We start from the raw sequence: 16,712 nt of genomic DNA on the forward strand, positions 1-16,712 counted from the left end.
TGTCAGCGTCGGCGGCTCTGGTGCTGCATCGCCTGCCGCCCCTTGACCACACCCAGGATGATCACGATCACCAGTGCGATCAGACCGATGATGATCAGCCAGCGGACGGCCTCGAGGATCAGCCCGAGCAGGATCAGCACGCCGGCGACCACGCCGACGACCCAGAGCAGTGCACGCATGTCCACCTCCGGTAACCGGCCGCGCCTGGTGCGGCGGGCACGGGGTCACCTTTCCCGATCCGGCCGCCACCATGCCCGCGTGAGGTGAGACGCGCTACTTCCGATCGACTCGGGGTCCGTCCGGCCGGCTCAGCCTTCGGCGCGCGCCACGTAGACCGTGTTGGCGGACTCACCGCCGGTGAGCGGGTTCGCGAACGGCACGACGTGCGCCCGTACGCTCGGGAACACCTCGGTGAGCGCCGCGGTGAACTCGGCGTCCGGCGGGTCGTCCGACCAGAGCGCGAAGACCCCCTCGGGGCGCAGCAGGGCGGCCAGCCGACGCAGCCCGGCCGGCGGGTAGAACGCCGCGTGGCTGGGGTGCAGGACGTTGCGCGGGGAGTGGTCGACGTCGAGCAGCACGGCGTCGAACCGCCGCCCGGGCACGTCGGCGTCGAACCCGGTGGTGCCGGCCACCGCCGCGAAGAAGTCGGCCTGCACGAACCGGGTCCGCGGGTCCTCGGCGAGCCCCGCCGCGAACGGCAGCAGACCCCGACGGTGCCAGTCGATCACGTCCTCGATCGCCTCGACCACCAGCAGCGAACGCACCCGTGGGTCGCCGAGCGCCGCGCAGGCGGTGTAGCCCAGCCCGAGACCGCCGACCACCACGTCGAGCGAGTCACCGGCCACCTCGGCGAGGCCCAGCCGGGCCAGCTCGATCTCCGCGACCGGGAACAGGCTGGACATCAGGTACTCGTCGTCGAGCTTGACCTCGTACACCTCGACCTGGAGGGCCGGATCCCGGCGTCGGCGCAGGCTGATCGCGCCGATCGGGGTCTCCCGCCAGGCCAGCTCCTCGAAACGCGCGCCCACGGGTGCCCTCTCGCCGCCGGATTCGTCCCCGGATGGTACCGGTTGCCCCGTGCCGGACACGCAGGGTCCCGAGACATCGACGCAACGCTTATTCTGTGCCCGGCCGATCCACCGGAAGGGACCCCATGCCGTCGCGGCAGGACCAGCTGCACTCGTACCAGTTCAGCGTTCAGCGGGCGGTCGCCGCTCTGGTCATGCGGGAGACCGACCCCGCGCAGTCGCCGTTTCGACGGCTGGCCGGGGCCGGCCTCGCCAGCGTCCTGGTCGCGGCGATCGGGCTCGGCGGCTTCGCGCTCTACGGCCTGTTCGCCGGGGGTGGCAAGGGCTGGCGCGACCCGGGTGCGGTGATCGTGGAGAAGGAGTCCGGTGCCCGGTTCGTCTATCGCGAGCAGAAGCTGCACCCGGTGCTCAACTACGCCTCCGCGCTGCTGATCGTCGGCGCGGACCGGTCCAAGACCGTGCTTGTCTCCCGCCGCACGATCGACGGCGTGCCGCGCGGGCTGCCGCTGGGCATCGCCGACGCGCCGGATTCGCTGCCCGCCCCCGGCCGGCTGGCCACGGCGGGGTGGACGGTCTGCTCGACGGCCCCCGCAGGTGAGACGCCCCGCTCCGCGCTGCTGATCGGCACCGAGGCCGGCGGTGGCCGGCTGCTGGGCGACGAGGCGTTGCTGCTGCGGCACCCCGACGGCGGGCTGCACCTGGTCTGGCACCAGCGGCGCTACCTCGTCCGCGATCCCAGCCGGGTGCTGGCGGCGCTCGCCACCACCCGCGCGCAGGCGGTGGCGGTGGCGCCCGCACTGCTCAACTCCCTGCCCGCCGGCAGCGATCTCGCCCCGCTCGACCTGCCCGGGCTGGGTCAGCCCGCCTCCCGGGTGCCGGGCGCCGCGATCGGCACGGTCTACCTGGTGAGCAACTCCGGTGGCGGCCGGCAGTACGCGGTCGCCGTCGACGCCGGCGTGGCCGGCATCACCGAGTTGCAGGCCGGGCTGTTGCTGGCGCGCACCGGGCAGGGTGAGCCGGTGCCGATGACGTTGGGCCGATTCGCCGCGCTGCCCATGGTGCCCGACCTCGCGCCGAGCGGCGCGAACGCCCCACCGCCGACCCCGCCCCGGCTCGCGGCCGGCGACGACGGGGACCTGTGCACCCGTGTCGCCGACGACGGCGGGGTTGCCGAGGTGCGCTGGGGCGTACCGCTGCGGGACCTGGCGGCCACACCGCGGACCGCGCCCGGCGGCGGCGCGGTGCTGGCCGACCACGTGGTGGTGGAGCCGGGTCGTGGCGCGGTGGTCGAGGCCGCCGCGGCGCCCGGCGCGTCCGGCGGCGCGGTGTCCGTGGTCACCGACCTGGGCCGACGCTACGTGCTGGCCGACCGGGAGGTGCTGCCGATGCTCGGCTACCGCGAGGTGCGCCCGGTGCGGCTGCCCGCCGGGCTGGTCAGCCTGGTGCCCGCCGGCGCCACCCTCGACCCGGCCGCAGCCCGCGCCGTCGCCGCCCCGGACTGAGGGGCGATGCCGCCCGCCCGACCGGGCCGGGGCCGCCCGACCGGGCCGGGTGTCAGTCGGCCGGGCGGCGCAGAACGCTCACCGCGAACGGGGCGTCGTCGCGCCACGGGCGCAGGTCCCAGGTGGCGAAGCGCTGCTCCACACGCAGCCCGGCGGCCACCGCGTCGGCGTCGAACGCGGTCAGCGGGTAGCCGCGCTCGGTGCCGAAGCCCACGGTCAGCACGCCGTCGGGCCGCAGGTGCTCGGCGACCCGGCGCAGAACCTCCGGTTCGGTGCCGACGGCGACGAAGGCGAGGACGTTGCCGGCCAGCACCGCCCCGTCGAACGGCTCCGCCTCACCCATCGCCGGCAGGTCGAGCTCGGCCAGGTCGGCGACCAGCCACGTCGGGCCGGGATAGTCGACGCGGGCGGCAGCCACCAGGGCGGGGTCGGCGTCCACCCCGACCACCGTGTGGCCGCGCTGGGCCAGCGCGGCACCGACGCGGCCGGTGCCGCTGCCGGCGTCGAGAATCCGGGAGCCGGGCGCGACAAGGGTGTCCACAAGTCGAGCCTCGCCGGCCAGGTCCGCGCCCTCGGCCGCGAGTTTCCGGAACCTGTCGATGTACCACTGCGAGTGCTCGGGGCCGGTGTCGGTCGCCCAGCGGGTCGGGTTGGCCATACGGCCACCGTAACCGGGCCGGTGGGGACGCGGCCGGTGACCCGGGGGAGACGGTCATCCCTTCTCCGCGCCGCTGGTGAGCCCCTCGGTGAGCAGCCGCTCGCTGGCGAAGAAGAGGATCACGATGGGCAGGGTGAGCACGACCGACCCGGCCATCAGCACCGTCTTGGGCACCTCCACCCCGTCGGAGAGCAGGGACAACCCGAGCGACACCGTCCAACGGTTGGGTTTGTCGATAAGGAACAACAGGGCGAAGAGGAACTCGTTCCAGGCGATCATGAAGTCGTAGAGCGCGACCGCCATGATCGACGGCATCGCGAGGGGCAGGCTGACGCGGCGGATGATGCCGAGTCGACCAGCGCCGTCGATGGCGGCGGACTCCTCCAGACTGACCGGGATGGTCTCGAAGTAGTTCCGCAGCATGTAGACCGACACCGGCAACGTCTGCGAGATGTAGACCAGCACCAGGCCGAACAGCGAGCCGCGCAGGTCGACGAGGCTGAACGCCACGAACAGCGGGATCGCGATGACGATCGACGGGAACAGGTAGACCGCCAGGAACAGGAAGTCGACCTGCCGTCGGCCGAAGAACCGCAGCCGGGCCACCGCGTACGCGCCGGGGATCGCCACCAGCAGGGTGAGCACGGTCGCCGCGACCGCGACCAGCCCACTGTTGCGGATGAAGGTGAGGAACCCCTGGCCACCGTCGTCGGTGGCCTTGAGGACCTCGGCGTACGTGGCGACGGTCAGCTCACCGAAGCCGACGAGCAGCGCGCCGGGGTCGAGCAGCAACTTCTCGATGGGGCGCACCGACAGCACGAGCATGTAGTAGAAGGGGAAGACGGTGACCACCAGGAACGCGGCGATCACCAGGCGGCGCAGCCAGCGCAGGCTGACCGTCTCGACCATGTCCCGGTCCATCAGCTCACCCTCCGTCCGAAGAAGCGCAGATAGATCACCACGAACACGATGAGCACCACGGCCAGCACGACCGCCTGCGCGGAGGCCGCGCCGATGTCGGTGCGGGCGGTGAGGAACTCGTACACCCGCACGCTGACCACCTCGGTGCCGGCGGCGCCACCGGTGAGCAGGTAGACGTCGTCGAACTTGTTGAACGTCATGATGAAGCGCAGCACGCCCAGCAGGGCGATCACCGGCAGCAGTTGCGGCAGCAGGATGTGCCGGAACCGCTGGGTGGGCGTCGCGCCGTCGACCCGGGCGGCCTCCTCCAACTCACCTGGCACCGCCTGGAGCCGGGCCAGCAGGAACAGGAACGCGAACGGGAAGTATCGCCACGCCTCGAAGGCGATGACGGTGCTCAGCGCCGTCGACTCCTGGGACAGGAACGGCACCGGAGTGTCCCAGCCCAGCAGGCGCTGGCCCCACGCGTTGACGATGCCGAGCTGCGGGTCGAGCATCACCTGCCACACGAACGTCACCGCGACCACCGGCGCCACGTACGGCAGCAGCATGGACGCCCGGACCAGCGTGCGGCCCCGGAACGGCCGGCGGACCACGAGGGCCGCCACCAGACCGAGCAGGATCGAGCCGACGGTGCCGCCGATGCTGTAGATCAGCGTGACCCACAGCGTCTCGGCGAAGCCGGGGGTGTGCAGCACCCGGTCGAAGTTGTCCATCGTGAAATCGCCGAACAGACCGGTCTTGCGCAACGTGGCGAGCCGGACCCGCTGGAAGGCGAGCACCACGGTCCACACGATCGGAATGCCGATGACCGCGATGGTGACGAGCAGGGTCGGTGCGACGAGCGCGAGCCCGGCACGGGATTCGCGGCGGCGCAGGGTCAGTGGGCGACGGCGGGCGGCCCGTCCCGGCCGCTCCCCGCTGGGGGAGCGGCCGGTCTCGGGCGCGGTGGTGGTCAATTGACGCCCGCCTTGATGGCCTCGACGTCCTTCTTGGCCCGGCTGGCCGCAGCCGCGGCGTCGGACTTGCCGGAGTAGACGTCGGTCAGCGCCTTGGGCACCGGTAGCTCACCGAGCATGGCGCCGACCAGCTTGCCCTGCCCCTGGGTGAGCCCCCACCGCTGGAAGGTGTCCGGGCTGCGGCGCAGGGTGGCGAGCACCTCCTCGCCGTACACGTCGGTGAGGGGCTTCTTCGCGTCCACGCCGGCCTGGCTGGTGTTCCAGGCGGTGAGGTACGCCTCGGGCTCGGCCGTGGTGCCCTTGCGGACCGGGAAGCGGCCCTCGGGGGACATGCCGAACCAGCGCGGGTAGCCGTCGCTGAGCATGTACTCCACGAAGGACTTGGCCGGGTCGGCCACGGCGCCGTCGAGCACCGCCCACGAGCTGATCTCGCCGTACTGTGCCGGCTCGGTGCCGTTCGGGCCCTTGATCGCGGTGACGAACCCGCTGTTCTTCGCGAGGAACGCCGGGTCGGTCTGACACTGTGGGCAGGTCGGCTTGGCGTCGTTGCGCAGCCCGGCCAGCTCGTCGAGGATGAACGGCGACCAGATGACCATGGCCGCCTTGCCGGCGAAGTAGGTGGCCCGGGTGGTGTCCACGTCCTGGGCGCCCTTCACCGAGCTGGTGCGGATCAGGTCGCCGTAGAAGCGGATCGCCTCGACGCACTGGGGTGAGTCGAGGGTGACCTTTCCGGAGTCGTCGGTGAGCTGGCAGCCGTTGGCGAGTGCCAGGTGCTCGAAGGTCTGCTGGGTGAACACGTCACTTGCGGAGGTCGCCGCGGTGATCCCGGCGACGCCGCCGGTGTTGAGTTTCGCCGCGGCGTCGGTGATCCGCTCGTACGTGTCGGGGGCGGGCAGGCCGGCGGCGGCGAACAGGTCCTTGCGGTAGACGAGCAGCTGCCCCCACCCGTCGCTGGGGACGGAGAGCTGCTTGCCGTCGTCGGAGGTCAGCTCCAGCGCCCGGGGGGAGAACGTCTGCTTGCCCAGCTTGTCGACGACCTCCGCGTTCGCCGATGCGTGCAGCAGCTCGTTGCCGGCGAGCGTACGGATGCCGGCCAGGGAGACCGAGCCGACCACGTCGGGCAGGTCGCCGGCGGCGGCGTTGGCGGCGATCAGGGAGGGGAACTGGTCCTCGTTGACGGTCACGAGGTCGACCTGGATCCCGGTCTTGGCGGTGAAGTCGGCGATGATCGCCTTGGTGGCGGTGACCCGGTCGGCGACGTCTTCCAGGCTCCAGACGGTGATTTTTTTGCTGTTGCTGTCCGGTTCGTCGTCGCCGCAGGCCAGCAGGGTGGACGCTGTCAGTGCCATGATCAGGGTGGTGGCGAGTATCCGCCTCGGAGGTGCTGACATCGGTGGCACTCCTCTCGAAGGGTACATGACGGATTCAACACGTTCGATAGATCAGTAACAAGACATATGGATATTTTTTGCTATCCTGGAGCCCAGTGCTACCGGGATGTGACACATGGGCAACTGGGTCGTCTCTCTCGCCGGGCCTCGACGGATCAGCCTCGAGCCCTGCCCGCCGGATCCGCTCGGCCCCGGTCAGGTCCGGGTCCGCACCTGCTACTCGGGCATCTCCGCCGGCACCGAGTTGACCCTCTACCGGGGCAGTAATCCCCGGCTCAGCAAGGACTGGGACGACACCGCCCGGATGTTCGTCCCTCGGCAGACCCCGGTTCCCTACCCGCTGATCGGCTTCGGCTACGAAGAGGTCGGCGAGATCATCGAGGTGTCCCCGGAGGTCACCGACCGGCACCCGGGGCAGCTCGTGTGGGGCATCTGGGGGCACCGGGCCGAGGCGGTGCTCGCCGCCGGCGCGGTCCGTGCACTCCCCGCCGGGCTGGACCCGCTCGCCGCCGTCTTCGCCCGTCCCGGCGCCATCGCGCTGACCGCAGTGCTCGCCGGTGACCTGCACCTCGGCGACTGGGTCGGTGTCTTCGGGCAGGGCGTCATCGGGCTGCTCGCCACCCGGCTCGCCGTGCTCTCCGGCGCCCGGGTGGTGGCCGTCGACCCGGTGCCCGGCCGGCTGACGCACGCCGCCGACTACGGCGCGAGATCCACCGTGGACGCCCGGACCGAATCCGCGGCGGCAGTGCTACGTCTGGCCACCGGCGGCCGGGGCGCGGACGTCTGCCTGGAGTTGTCCGGCGCGTACCCGGCGCTGCACGAGGCGATCCGGTCCACCGCACACGCCGGACGGGTGGTGGCCGCCGGCTTCTACCAGGGCCAGGCCGATGCGCTCGGCCTCGGCGAGGAGTTCCACCACAACCGCATCCAGCTGGTGGCCGCCCAGGTCTCCGGACCCACCCCCGCGCCGAGCATGGCCGGCCGGTGGACCGGCGACCGGGTGGCGCAGACCTTCATGGATCTGGTGGCTGAGCACAGCCTCGACCCGATGCCGCTGGTCAGCCACATCGTCGACGCCAGCGCCGTCGCCGACGCCCTCGCGCTGCTCGACCGCGGCGCCGGTGACGTCCTCCAAGTGGTGCTGAGGTTCTAGATGACCACCATCGCGCTGGCCTGCCAGGAACAACTCCTGCCGGGCACCGACCTGACCCAGAAGTACGCGCTCGCGCTCGCCCTCGGCTACCAGGGCATCGAGTTACGCGGGCGTGGCGACCTCGCGTTCGCCCGCCGCCTGCCGGAGCTGCGCCGGGCCCGCGCCGGCGGGGCCGTGCTGCCCACCGTCTGCGTCGAGATGGACCACTTCATCGGCGACTTCGACCCGGCCCGCTCCGCCGACGCCGTCCGTAACCTGCGCTCGCAGCTCTCGGTGATCGCCGAGCTGGGCGGCGTCGGGGTGATGACCCCGGCGTCCTGGGGGATGTTCTCCCGCCGGCTACCACCGTTCGAGCCGCCGCGTCCGCCGGCCGGTGACCGGCAGGTCCTCCTCGACGCCCTCGGCGAGCTGGGCGAGCACGCCAGGTCCGAGGGGGTCACCCTCTTCCTCGAACCCCTCAACCGGTACGAGGACCACATGGTCAACCGTCTCGACGAGGCGGTCGCGCTCTGCGCCGCGCTCGGGATGCCGTCGGTCCGGGTGGTCGCCGACACCTTCCACATGAACATCGAGGAGGACGACATGCACCGCGCGCTGCGTGCCGCCGCGCCGTACCTCGGGCACGTGCAGGTCAGCGACTCCAACAGGTGCCAGCCCGGTGCCGGGCACCTGGACTGGCCGGCGCTGCTGCGGACCCTGCTGGAGCTGGACTACCGGGGCTGGCTGGCCCTGGAGTGCCGGCTGCGCGGCGACCCGGTCCGGGCCCTGCAACAGGCTGCGACGGTCCTGCGACACGCGCAGCCCCGCGAGGCCGCCGCGTGACCGCCGGCGGTGTGACGGCCGACGCCGACCCCGCCCGCACCGGCGGGCCGGCCGACGTCGCCGGGCTGCGCCAACTCGCCGTCGACACGCTCGACGCCAACTGGGAACGGGACCACACCGTGCCCTCGCGCACCCTCTACCCGCACCAGTGGAGCTGGGATTCGGCCTTCATCGCCATCGGGCTGGCCCAGGTCCGCCCCGAGCGCGCCTGGCGGGAGCTGGCGAGCCTCTTCCGGGCGCAGTGGGCCGACGGGCGGGTGCCACACATCGTGTTCAACCCGGCGATGCGGGTCGGCACGTACTTCCCCGGCCCGGAGCTGTGGCGCTCGGCGAGCGTCGCGGGCACGCCCGCCGTGGACACCTCAGGCCTGGTCCAGCCACCGGTGCACGCGCTCGCGGCGTGGCTGGCGTACCAGCGGGCGCCCGATCCCACCGGCCTGGCCGCGCTGCGCCGGCTCTATCCCGCGCTCGTCGCCCAGCAGCGCTACCTGGCGACGCGGCGGGACGTGGCAGGTGACGGGCTGGTCTGCATCGTGCACCCCTGGGAGTCCGGGTTGGACAACAGCCCGGCCTGGGACGAGCCGATGGCCGCCGTCGCGGCGGAGGCGGCCGTCATGCGCGCGTACCGTCGGCACGACACCGCGCACGCCGACGCCGCGCACCGCCCCACGGACCTGGACTACGCGCGCTACCTGGCGATCGTCGCGGCCTACCGGGACCACGGCTACTCCGACCGCCGACTGGCCGACGATCATGCCTTTCTGGTGGAGTGCCCGCTGTTCAACGCGGCGTTCGGGTCCGCCGAACACGCCCTCGCCGAGATCGCCGTGCTCGTCGGCGCCGATCCGGGACCGCACCGGGCTCGCGCGGCCCAGGTCACCGAGGCGCTGCTCCGCCGGCTCTACGACCACGACACCGGGACGTTCCAGCCCCGTGACCTGCGCACCGACCGGTTGGTAAGCGCCCGTACCGTGCTCGGGTTGACGCCGCTGATCCTGCCCGACCTGCCCGCGCGGCAGGCCGACGCGCTGGCCGTCGAGGCCCGCTCGGCGCGGTTCGGGGTTGCCCGGCGGATGGACCGGCCGTTGCCCACCTACGACCGCACCGCCGGTGACTTCGAGCCCCTGCGCTACTGGCGCGGACCGAGTTGGCTGAACATCGGCTGGCTGGTCCGGCGTGGGCTGCTCGCGCACGGGCACCCGGAGCTGGCCGCCGGACTGCGGCGTTCGATGATCGACCTGGTCAGCGGGGCCGGCTGCCACGAGTACTTCCACCCGGACACCGGCGCCGGGCTGGGCTCGCCGGCGTTCAGTTGGACCGCCGCGCTGCTGCTCGACCTGCTGGCCGAGTGATCGCGCCCCGGCCACCTGTTGGTAGCGTGCCCGATCTTCGACCGGAAGGGGCGGCGTGCGCGAGATCGACAAGGTGGCCTGGATCCTCATCGAGGACGGGCGGGTGCTGAGCACCCGGTCGGCGGGCAAGGACGTCTGGTATCTGCCGGGCGGCAAGCGTGAGCCGGGAGAGACCGACCTGGAGACCCTGCGCCGGGAGATCGACGAGGAGTTGAGCGTCGACGTGGACGTGGACCACGCCGTGCACGTGGGCACCTTCACCGCGCAGGCGCACGGGCACGCGGGCGGTGTCACCGTACGGATGACCTGCTACCGGGCCGGTTACCAGGGACGGCTGCGGCCAGCCAGCGAGATCGCCGAGATGGCCTGGCTCGGCTACGCCGACCGGCACCGTACCTCGCCTGTCGACCACCTCATCTTCGACCACCTGCGGGCCGAGGACCTCCTGCGCTGACGGCGCCGTTTGTCGCGCCCGGCCGGGGGTAACCGCCCCGACGTGACCGACCGCGACGGGTTCCCGTACTTCATCGACGCGGTGTCCCGCCGGTCCGGCCTGCCGGCCGAGCAGGCCGCCGCACTCGCCCGCGCCGTACTCCAGACGTTGGCCGAGCGGGTGACCGGCGGCGCGCCCGACGACCTCGTCGGGCACCTACCGAACGAGGTCGACGGCTACCTGACGGGCCCGGCCCCGGACCTGACGGGACCTCTCCCGGACCTGCCCGGCTCTGTCCCGAATCGGGCCGGGGCGATTCTGGACCCGGCCGGGTTCGGCGGACCGGGTGACGGTGTGGACGGGCTGGACACCGGCGTCGGGCTGGAGGTCGGCGGGGCCGCCCCGGTTTCTCCGCCACCGGACGCCGGCCCGGCGGAGTTCCTACGTCGGGTGGGAGAGCGCGCCGGAGTGGACCCGGCCACCGCTCGAGCGGGAACCGGCGCGGTCTTCGGCACCTTGCGGTCGGCGATGACCGTACGGGAGTTCCGGCAGTTGGTGGCGCGACTGCCGCGCGACGGCGACGCTCCGCGATACCTGCCCTGAGCCGCCCCGCGCCGTGCTGCCCGGAACACGAGCCAATCATCGCGCCGACGGCGCCGTCCGCGCGCATCTGATCGCGGGCTCACGTCGCGGAGTCGGACAGCTCCTCCGGCTCGGTGACCCAGGCGGAGAACACCGGCACCCCGTGCCACGGCCCGGTCGTCCCGTCCGGCCGGGCGTCGGTGGCGAGGGCCACCACGGCGTACGGATGGCCGAAGCGCAGCTCCGCGGTGCGGGCCACGCCCTCCGGCGGCAGGCTGACCAACCCGAACATCCCGGTCACCGCGGCCGCCTCGAAGCCGTACCGGCCGTACCGGGCCAGCGCCGTCTGTCGTGCCTCGAAGCCCCGCACCGGTTGGGCAAGCGCTCCCGCCAGCGCCACCGTCGCCGCCGGAAAGCCCAGCTCGGCAGCGCTCAGGTCGTGCTCACTGCGGGCCGACCAGCAGGGGAGCACGGCGGTGTGCCGTTCCTCGCGACCGTCGCGGGCCCGGGTCCGGACCCGCTCCTCGCTCAGCGTCCACAGCGCTGTCTCGCCGAGCGGCAGGTCGAACAGCGATCGGCTGCCGGCCGGCGGCGTGCCGTCGGCCGCGCCGGCGCTGAGATCGTACGCGAGGGCCAGCACCTCGGCGGGCGACACCTGCGGTGCGGCGGCCACCGAGAGGACGACAAGCCCCGGGCCGTCGCTGCTCTGGGCCGGCGCGGCGTGCACGATCACGTCGCCGACAGGCGTGCCGGACACGATGGCGCACCGGTGGCCCTGGGCCGGGCTGCGCAACACCTGGCGTAGCCGGCGCGCCCAGGCACTGCCGGCGCCGAGCGCGCGGGCGTCGGCGGCGTCGAACGGGGTCGCCCAGGAGATCCGGGTGGCCAGCGCGCTGGCCAGGGCGAAGACCACCTCCGGGCCGATCTTCAGGGGGAACGTGTCGATCAGGCCGTCGGTGTGCTCGCGCGCCCAGGCGTCCAACCCGGCCTGGTCGGGCAGCGCGCCGACCTCGGTCGTCGCGGGCAACGTGGCCCGCCAACCGGTCGACCCGCCGCCCTGGCCCGCCCGGTGCCAGAGCGCGGTGGCGGACGCGACAAGCGGATGCGGCGCGTCCAGTAGCGTTCGGGCGACCTCCGCCGCGCTGGCCAGGTCGGTGCCCAGAGCGCGAGCCAGGTCCTCGGCGGCCGGGTCGGAGTCGGCCGCGGTGGCGCAGACCGCGAGCAGCAGCCAGGCGCCGAGCGGGGAGGCGACGTGGTGCCGGTCGCCGATCGTGGCGTGCAACCGCGCGGCGTACGCGGCGAGTGGCCCGTGCGGAACGGTCGTCATGCCCCCACTCTGCCCGCCGGCCCGGCTCACGACCACAGCTCGAAGGGCTCGTCGATCTCCTCGCCAGCCAGGAAGGGTGTGATCAGCCGGGGGAGTTGACCGGGGTAGAACCGGTCCGGGCTGGCCACCACCTCCGGCAGCGGCCACCAGCGGAAGTCGAAGTAGTCCTCCCGCTCGTAGTCGAGGCGGTGCGCCTCGTCCACGTCCGGGCCGGGGCCCGCGAGTCGTACGCTGACGACGACCTCGTCCTGGACGTGCCGCACCTGACGGTGCAGGAAACTCGCCCGCCGACGCCAGGTCGGTGCGCCCAGCTGGTCGGCGGCGACCACGATGCCGGTCTCCTCGCGTAGCTCGCGCACCGCCGTGTCGCGGTAGGTCTCCCCGGGGTCCATGCCGCCACCCGGCAGCTCCCACCACCTGCCCAGCCGGGGATGGTCCGGGTCGTGGGTGTGGAACAGCAACACTCGTTCGGTGTGGTCGACGACCACCACCCGCACCGCACGCCGTTCGAGGATCGGCAGGTCGTCGGGTACGTCAATCATGGGCCCAGTCTGCCGCAGCAACTCCCACGCCGGTGGCCGGCGCGGCGACCGGTAGGCTGCCCGCCGTGGCTGGTCTGTTGAGGAATGTCGCGGCGCGTATCTCCCGGGTGGGCGCGGTGATCCCGTCGCCCCGGCGTACCGGGCCGGCGCCCGCGCAGGTGGCCCGCCGCCGTCAGGTGAGCGCGTTGCAGCGACGGGAGCTGACCTACGCCCCGGAGCGGGACGGTCAGGCCGACCCCGGCGAGATCGTCTGGACGTGGGTGCCGTACGAGGACGATCCCCGGCAGGGCAAGGACCGGCCGGTGCTTGTCGTCGGGCGGCACAGTCGGACGCTGTTCGGGCTGATGCTGTCCAGTCAGAGCGAGCGGGACGGGCAGCGGCACTGGTTCGCGCTCGGGCCGGGTGAGTGGGACCGGGACAACCGGCCGAGCTGGGTTCGGCTGGACCGGGTGCTCACCATGCGGGAGGACAGCATCCGCCGCGAGGGCGCCGTGTTGGATCGGCCCCGCTTCGACCGGGTCGGGCAGGCGCTGCGCGCGGGCTACGGCTGGCGCTGACCGCGCGCCCGGCGCGGTTGCCCCTGTCGACCTGCTGCGGGGACGCTGGCGGTGGTGCTCGGTGCGTCACTGTTCACGCCTACTCGCGGCTCGGGCCGACCGCGGCGCCCTGCGCGTCGGGCGGTGGGTACGGCTGGTCGGCGAGCAGTCGTGCCAGGTGCGCGGTATTGAGTGCCAGGGCCTTCGTGGTGCGGCCGGTCGTGTCGGGCTTGGGACCGACCTCGCGGTAGTCCACCTTGTGCAGTGCCTCGCCGACCCAGTAGGTCGCGGCGGCGGCGGCGAGGGTGAATCCGACCTCGTTGAGCGCCTGCTGCACCTCGCCGATGGTGTGGTGCGCGCCGTCCTCGTTGCCGACGACGGCGACGCCGGCCACCTTACCGTAGGTGAGCAGCCGACCGGCGTCGTCGGTCTCGGACAGCTCGGCGTCCAGGCGTTCGAGGACCATCTTGCAGACGCTGGCCGGCTGACCGAGCCAGATCGGCGTGGCGATGATGAGCACCTGGGCCGCCAGCAGCTTGGCGCGGATCGCCGGCCAGCCGTCGCCGTCGCCCTCGTCCGTGGATACCCCGAAGCGCACGTCGTGGTCGACGACCCGGACCAGCTCGCCCTCGACGCCCTGCGCGGCCAGCTCGGCCAGCACCTCCCGACCGAGCTGCTCGGAACTGGACGGGGCCGGTGACGGCTTGAGGGTGCAGTTGAGCACGAGGGCGCGAATCGTCGCCACGTCGGTTCCTTCCCGGCAGTTGTCTGGGGCCGCTGTCCCATACCCGGACAGTGGCCCCGGACACCCCCCACTCGCATCCGACCGCCTGCTCTGGGACGACCGTTACGACACCCCGGACACCGCTGGCACCATGTCCGCATGACCGAAGACGTCGCGCGGCAGGTGGCCGAGTGGGTCCGGGCGAACTTCGGTCTACGGCTGACCTCGATGGAGCGGGTGACCCACGGCGCCGACGAGCACGCCCGACTGTGGCTGACGTCCACCGCCGACGGCGCCCGGTACGCGGTCAAGCTCAGCGGCGGCGGCACCGCTGCCGGTCTGGCCGTGCCGGCGTACCTGGCCCGACAGGGAGTGCCGGGCATCGCCGCGCCGTTGCGGACCCGCGACGGAGACCTGTCCGTCGACCACGACGGCCACCGCCTCTCGGTGGTGCCGTGGGTCTCCGACCAGCGGGCGCTCGACGGCCCGATGACCGACGCGCACTGGCAGGCGTACGGCGAGGTGCTGGCAGCCGTGCACGCGGTGCCGGTGACCGACGAACTGAGCCGGCTGCTGCCGTCGGGCGGCGCCGCGTACCCCTCGATCGTCGCCGCGACCCGCGCGATGGCCGAGCGGCTGCGCGACCCCGACCCGGCCGACCCCGCCGGTCCGGTGCTCGCCGAGCTCGCGGCGGTGTGGTCCACGGCGGCCGACCGGGTGCGCGCACTGACCGGTGAGGTTGAGCGCGGGGCCGCCTCCCTGCGTGATGGGCCCGCACCTGTCCTCTGTCACGGCGACCCGCACCTGGGCAACCTGTTGCTCGGCGCGGGCGGGCGGGTGTGGCTGATCGACTGGGACGACGCCGTGCTCGCGCCGCCCGAGTGTGACCTGATGTTCGTCCGGGGTGGGGTCCGCGCGTTCGCGCCGGTCACCGCCGGGCAGCAGCGCGCCGTACTCACCGGCTACGGTCCGGCGGACATCGACCCGGCCCGCCTGGCATGGTTCCTCGCGGTCCGCGCGCTCGACGACCTCAGTGACTGGACCCGCCAGGCGTTGGACCCGAACGCCGAGGCGCCCGACCGGGACCGAGCGGCGCGAATCGTGCGGGGACTGGTGTCGCCGGTAGGTCTGGTCACCCTCGCCGACGCGGCGCTGCGCGACCTTGAGCACCGGCGCTGAGCGGCGACCACGTCCGGGTTTGGCAAGAACAAAGGCGAGGGGGTCGCCCCCCTCGCCACTCCCACCATATAGCGCAGCCGGGGCCTTGCGGCAAGACCCGGGTGGTGCAGCAGAATCCTCAGCCGAAGCCCAAACTCGGGAAAATCGGGGGATTCTGTGCTCGATGTGATCATTGCTGGCGGTGGACCGACCGGCTTGTGGCTGGCCAGCGAGTTGCGGCTGCACGGGTTGCGTCCGCTCGTGGTGGAGAAGCAGACCGAGCCGACCAGGTACGTCCGCGCGCTCGGCCTACACGCGCGCAGCCTCGAGGTGCTGGACCAGCGCGGTCTGCTGGAGCGGTTCCTCGCGCTCGGCACGCGGCACCCGGTCGGCGGCTTCTTCGCGGCCATTCCCAAGCCGTCGCCGGGCGGGCTGGACACCGCGCACGCGTACGTCCTCGGCATTCCGCAGACCAGCACCGACCGCCTGCTGGGCGAGCACGCCAGCGACGTCGGCGTCGAGATCCGGCGCGGCAGCGAGTTGGTCGGGCTGAGCCAGGACGACCACGGGGTGACCGTGGAGCTGGCCGATGGCACGCGGTTGGGCGGGCGTTACCTCGTCGGTTGCGACGGTGGCCGCAGCACCGTACGCAAGCTGCTCGGCGTCGGTTTCCCGGGTGAGCCTTCGAGGGTCGACACCCTGCTGGGCGAGATGGAGGTGGGGGTGCCACCGGAGGCGGTGGCGGAGGTCGTGGCCGAGGTCCGCAAGACCCATCTCCGCTTCGGTCTCGGGCCCCTCGGCGACGGGGTCTACCGCGTCCTCGTCCCCGCCGAGGGGGTGGCCGAGGACCGCGCGGTCCCGCCGACCATCGGGGACTTCAAAGACCAACTGCGGGTGTACGCGGGCACCGACTTCGGCGTCCACTCACCGCGCTGGCTCTCCCGCTTCGGCGACGCCACCCGGCTGGCCGAGCGTTACCGGGTCGGCCGGGTGTTGCTGGCCGGGGACGCGGCGCACATCCATCCGCCGACCGGGGGACAGGGCCTCAACCTCGGAATCCAGGACGCGTTCAACCTTGGCTGGAAGTTGGCCGCCGAGATCGACGGCTGGGCGCCGGAGGGGCTGCTGGACACCTACCACACCGAGCGGCACCCGGTGGCCTCCGACGTGTTGAACAACACCCGCGCGCAGATGGAGCTGCTGTCGCCCCAGCCCGGCCCTCGGGCGGTGCGCCAGTTGTTGTCGGAGCTGTTGGACTTCGAGGACGTCAACCGGTACCTGATCGAGAAGATCACCGCGATCGGGGTCCGCTACGACGTCGGTGAGGGCCACGACCTGCTCGGGCGACACCTGCGCGATGTGCGGCTGCGGCGAGGGCGCCTCTACGAGCTGATGCACGCCGGGCGCGGACTGCTGCTCGACCAGACCGGGCGGCTCTCCGTCGCCGGGTGGTCGGACCGGGTCGACCACGTCGTCGACGTCAGCGACGAATTGGACGTACCCGCCGTACTGCTGCGACCGGACGGCCACGTGGCCTGGGTGGGCGACGACCAGACGGGCCTGCTCGGCCAACTGCCCAGATGGTTCGGCGCGCCCGGTCAGCTCCGGGGGTGACCCCGCCGGG

At 72.8% G+C, this 16,712-nt stretch carries 18 protein-coding genes; 9 read left to right on the forward strand and 9 right to left on the reverse strand.

All coding sequences use genetic code 11. The features are described 5' to 3' along the window. Nucleotides 1-2: 2 nt before the first annotated feature. Both ACGFH8_RS19575 and ACGFH8_RS19580 read right to left on the reverse strand, forming a co-directional pair. The gene (locus tag ACGFH8_RS19575) at nucleotides 3-179 is read right to left on the reverse strand and encodes a hypothetical protein (protein WP_204945194.1); all 177 of its coding nucleotides are present in this window, start codon (nucleotides 177-179) and stop codon (nucleotides 3-5) included. A gap of 129 nt (nucleotides 180-308) precedes the next feature. Beyond that, a complete protein-coding gene (locus ACGFH8_RS19580; RefSeq protein WP_393368778.1) occupies nucleotides 309-1,028 on the reverse strand; it encodes a spermidine synthase in 720 nt (239 codons plus the stop codon). A 125-nt stretch (nucleotides 1,029-1,153) separates the two neighbouring features. On the opposite strand from ACGFH8_RS19580, the gene eccB reads away from it, so the two are divergent. Next, nucleotides 1,154-2,530 carry a type VII secretion protein EccB gene (gene eccB / locus ACGFH8_RS19585; protein ID WP_393368781.1) on the forward strand — a complete coding sequence of 459 codons (1,377 nt, stop codon included), beginning with the start codon at nucleotides 1,154-1,156 and terminating at the stop codon, nucleotides 2,528-2,530. A gap of 52 nt (nucleotides 2,531-2,582) precedes the next feature. On the opposite strand, the gene ACGFH8_RS19590 is transcribed toward eccB, so the two are convergent. The 4 genes from ACGFH8_RS19590 to ACGFH8_RS19605 are packed head-to-tail and all read right to left on the reverse strand — an operon-like array spanning nucleotide 2,583 to nucleotide 6,459. Continuing rightward, nucleotides 2,583-3,188, reverse strand: coding sequence for a class I SAM-dependent methyltransferase (locus ACGFH8_RS19590; RefSeq protein WP_393368784.1), 606 nt, complete (start codon nucleotides 3,186-3,188; stop codon nucleotides 2,583-2,585). 54 nt (nucleotides 3,189-3,242) lie between these two features. After that, on the reverse strand, nucleotides 3,243-4,109 hold the full coding sequence (locus ACGFH8_RS19595) for a carbohydrate ABC transporter permease (RefSeq protein WP_393368786.1): 867 nt from the start codon (nucleotides 4,107-4,109) through the stop codon (nucleotides 3,243-3,245). Beyond that, the gene (locus ACGFH8_RS19600; protein WP_393368788.1) at nucleotides 4,109-5,068 is read right to left on the reverse strand and encodes a carbohydrate ABC transporter permease; all 960 of its coding nucleotides are present in this window, start codon (nucleotides 5,066-5,068) and stop codon (nucleotides 4,109-4,111) included. The genes ACGFH8_RS19595 and ACGFH8_RS19600 overlap by 1 nt, the downstream gene beginning before the upstream one ends. Continuing rightward, a complete protein-coding gene (locus ACGFH8_RS19605) occupies nucleotides 5,065-6,459 on the reverse strand; it encodes an ABC transporter substrate-binding protein (RefSeq protein WP_393368791.1) in 1,395 nt (464 codons plus the stop codon). The genes ACGFH8_RS19600 and ACGFH8_RS19605 overlap by 4 nt, the downstream gene beginning before the upstream one ends. Before the next feature lie 115 nt (nucleotides 6,460-6,574). On the opposite strand from ACGFH8_RS19605, the gene ACGFH8_RS19610 reads away from it, so the two are divergent. The 5 genes from ACGFH8_RS19610 to ACGFH8_RS19630 are packed head-to-tail and all read left to right on the forward strand — an operon-like array spanning nucleotide 6,575 to nucleotide 10,822. After that, complete coding sequence (locus ACGFH8_RS19610; protein ID WP_393368794.1) at nucleotides 6,575-7,612, forward strand: zinc-binding alcohol dehydrogenase; 1,038 nt, start codon at nucleotides 6,575-6,577, stop codon at nucleotides 7,610-7,612. Beyond that, on the forward strand, nucleotides 7,613-8,434 hold the full coding sequence (locus ACGFH8_RS19615; protein WP_393368795.1) for a TIM barrel protein: 822 nt from the start codon (nucleotides 7,613-7,615) through the stop codon (nucleotides 8,432-8,434). Next, nucleotides 8,431-9,786, forward strand: a complete 1,356-nt coding sequence (locus ACGFH8_RS19620) for a hypothetical protein (protein WP_393368798.1) — start codon at nucleotides 8,431-8,433, stop codon at nucleotides 9,784-9,786. Before ACGFH8_RS19615 ends, ACGFH8_RS19620 begins: the two co-directional genes overlap by 4 nt. A 55-nt stretch (nucleotides 9,787-9,841) precedes the next feature. Then, entirely contained in the window at nucleotides 9,842-10,240 is a 399-nt protein-coding gene (locus ACGFH8_RS19625) for an NUDIX domain-containing protein (protein ID WP_393368801.1), read from the forward strand. 42 nt (nucleotides 10,241-10,282) lie between these two features. After that, a complete protein-coding gene (locus ACGFH8_RS19630) occupies nucleotides 10,283-10,822 on the forward strand; it encodes a DUF2267 domain-containing protein (protein ID WP_393368804.1) in 540 nt (179 codons plus the stop codon). 79 nt (nucleotides 10,823-10,901) lie between these two features. Here the strand turns inward: ACGFH8_RS19630 and ACGFH8_RS19635 are convergent, their stop codons facing one another. After that, on the reverse strand, nucleotides 10,902-12,128 hold the full coding sequence (locus ACGFH8_RS19635; RefSeq protein WP_393368807.1) for a hypothetical protein: 1,227 nt from the start codon (nucleotides 12,126-12,128) through the stop codon (nucleotides 10,902-10,904). Nucleotides 12,129-12,154: 26 nt separating this feature from the next. Beyond that, entirely contained in the window at nucleotides 12,155-12,670 is a 516-nt protein-coding gene (locus tag ACGFH8_RS19640) for an NUDIX hydrolase (RefSeq protein WP_393368809.1), read from the reverse strand. A gap of 65 nt (nucleotides 12,671-12,735) precedes the next feature. On the opposite strand from ACGFH8_RS19640, the gene ACGFH8_RS19645 reads away from it, so the two are divergent. Further along, complete coding sequence (locus ACGFH8_RS19645) at nucleotides 12,736-13,227, forward strand: type II toxin-antitoxin system PemK/MazF family toxin (protein ID WP_030336385.1); 492 nt, start codon at nucleotides 12,736-12,738, stop codon at nucleotides 13,225-13,227. Between the two features lie 79 nt (nucleotides 13,228-13,306). Here ACGFH8_RS19645 and ACGFH8_RS19650 read toward each other — a convergent pair whose 3' ends face one another. Beyond that, nucleotides 13,307-13,951, reverse strand: a complete 645-nt coding sequence (locus tag ACGFH8_RS19650; protein WP_393368811.1) for a flavodoxin family protein — start codon at nucleotides 13,949-13,951, stop codon at nucleotides 13,307-13,309. 138 nt (nucleotides 13,952-14,089) lie between these two features. On the opposite strand from ACGFH8_RS19650, the gene ACGFH8_RS19655 reads away from it, so the two are divergent. Beyond that, nucleotides 14,090-15,109, forward strand: a complete 1,020-nt coding sequence (locus ACGFH8_RS19655) for a phosphotransferase enzyme family protein (RefSeq protein WP_393368813.1) — start codon at nucleotides 14,090-14,092, stop codon at nucleotides 15,107-15,109. A gap of 156 nt (nucleotides 15,110-15,265) precedes the next feature. Beyond that, nucleotides 15,266-16,702, forward strand: coding sequence for a rifampin monooxygenase (rox, locus tag ACGFH8_RS19660; RefSeq protein ID WP_393368816.1), 1,437 nt, complete (start codon nucleotides 15,266-15,268; stop codon nucleotides 16,700-16,702). The last annotated feature ends 10 nt before the right edge of the window (nucleotides 16,703-16,712 follow it).

Source organism: Micromonospora sp. NPDC049175, assembly GCF_043197345.1.
Classification (GTDB): Bacteria; Actinomycetota; Actinomycetes; order Mycobacteriales; family Micromonosporaceae; genus Micromonospora.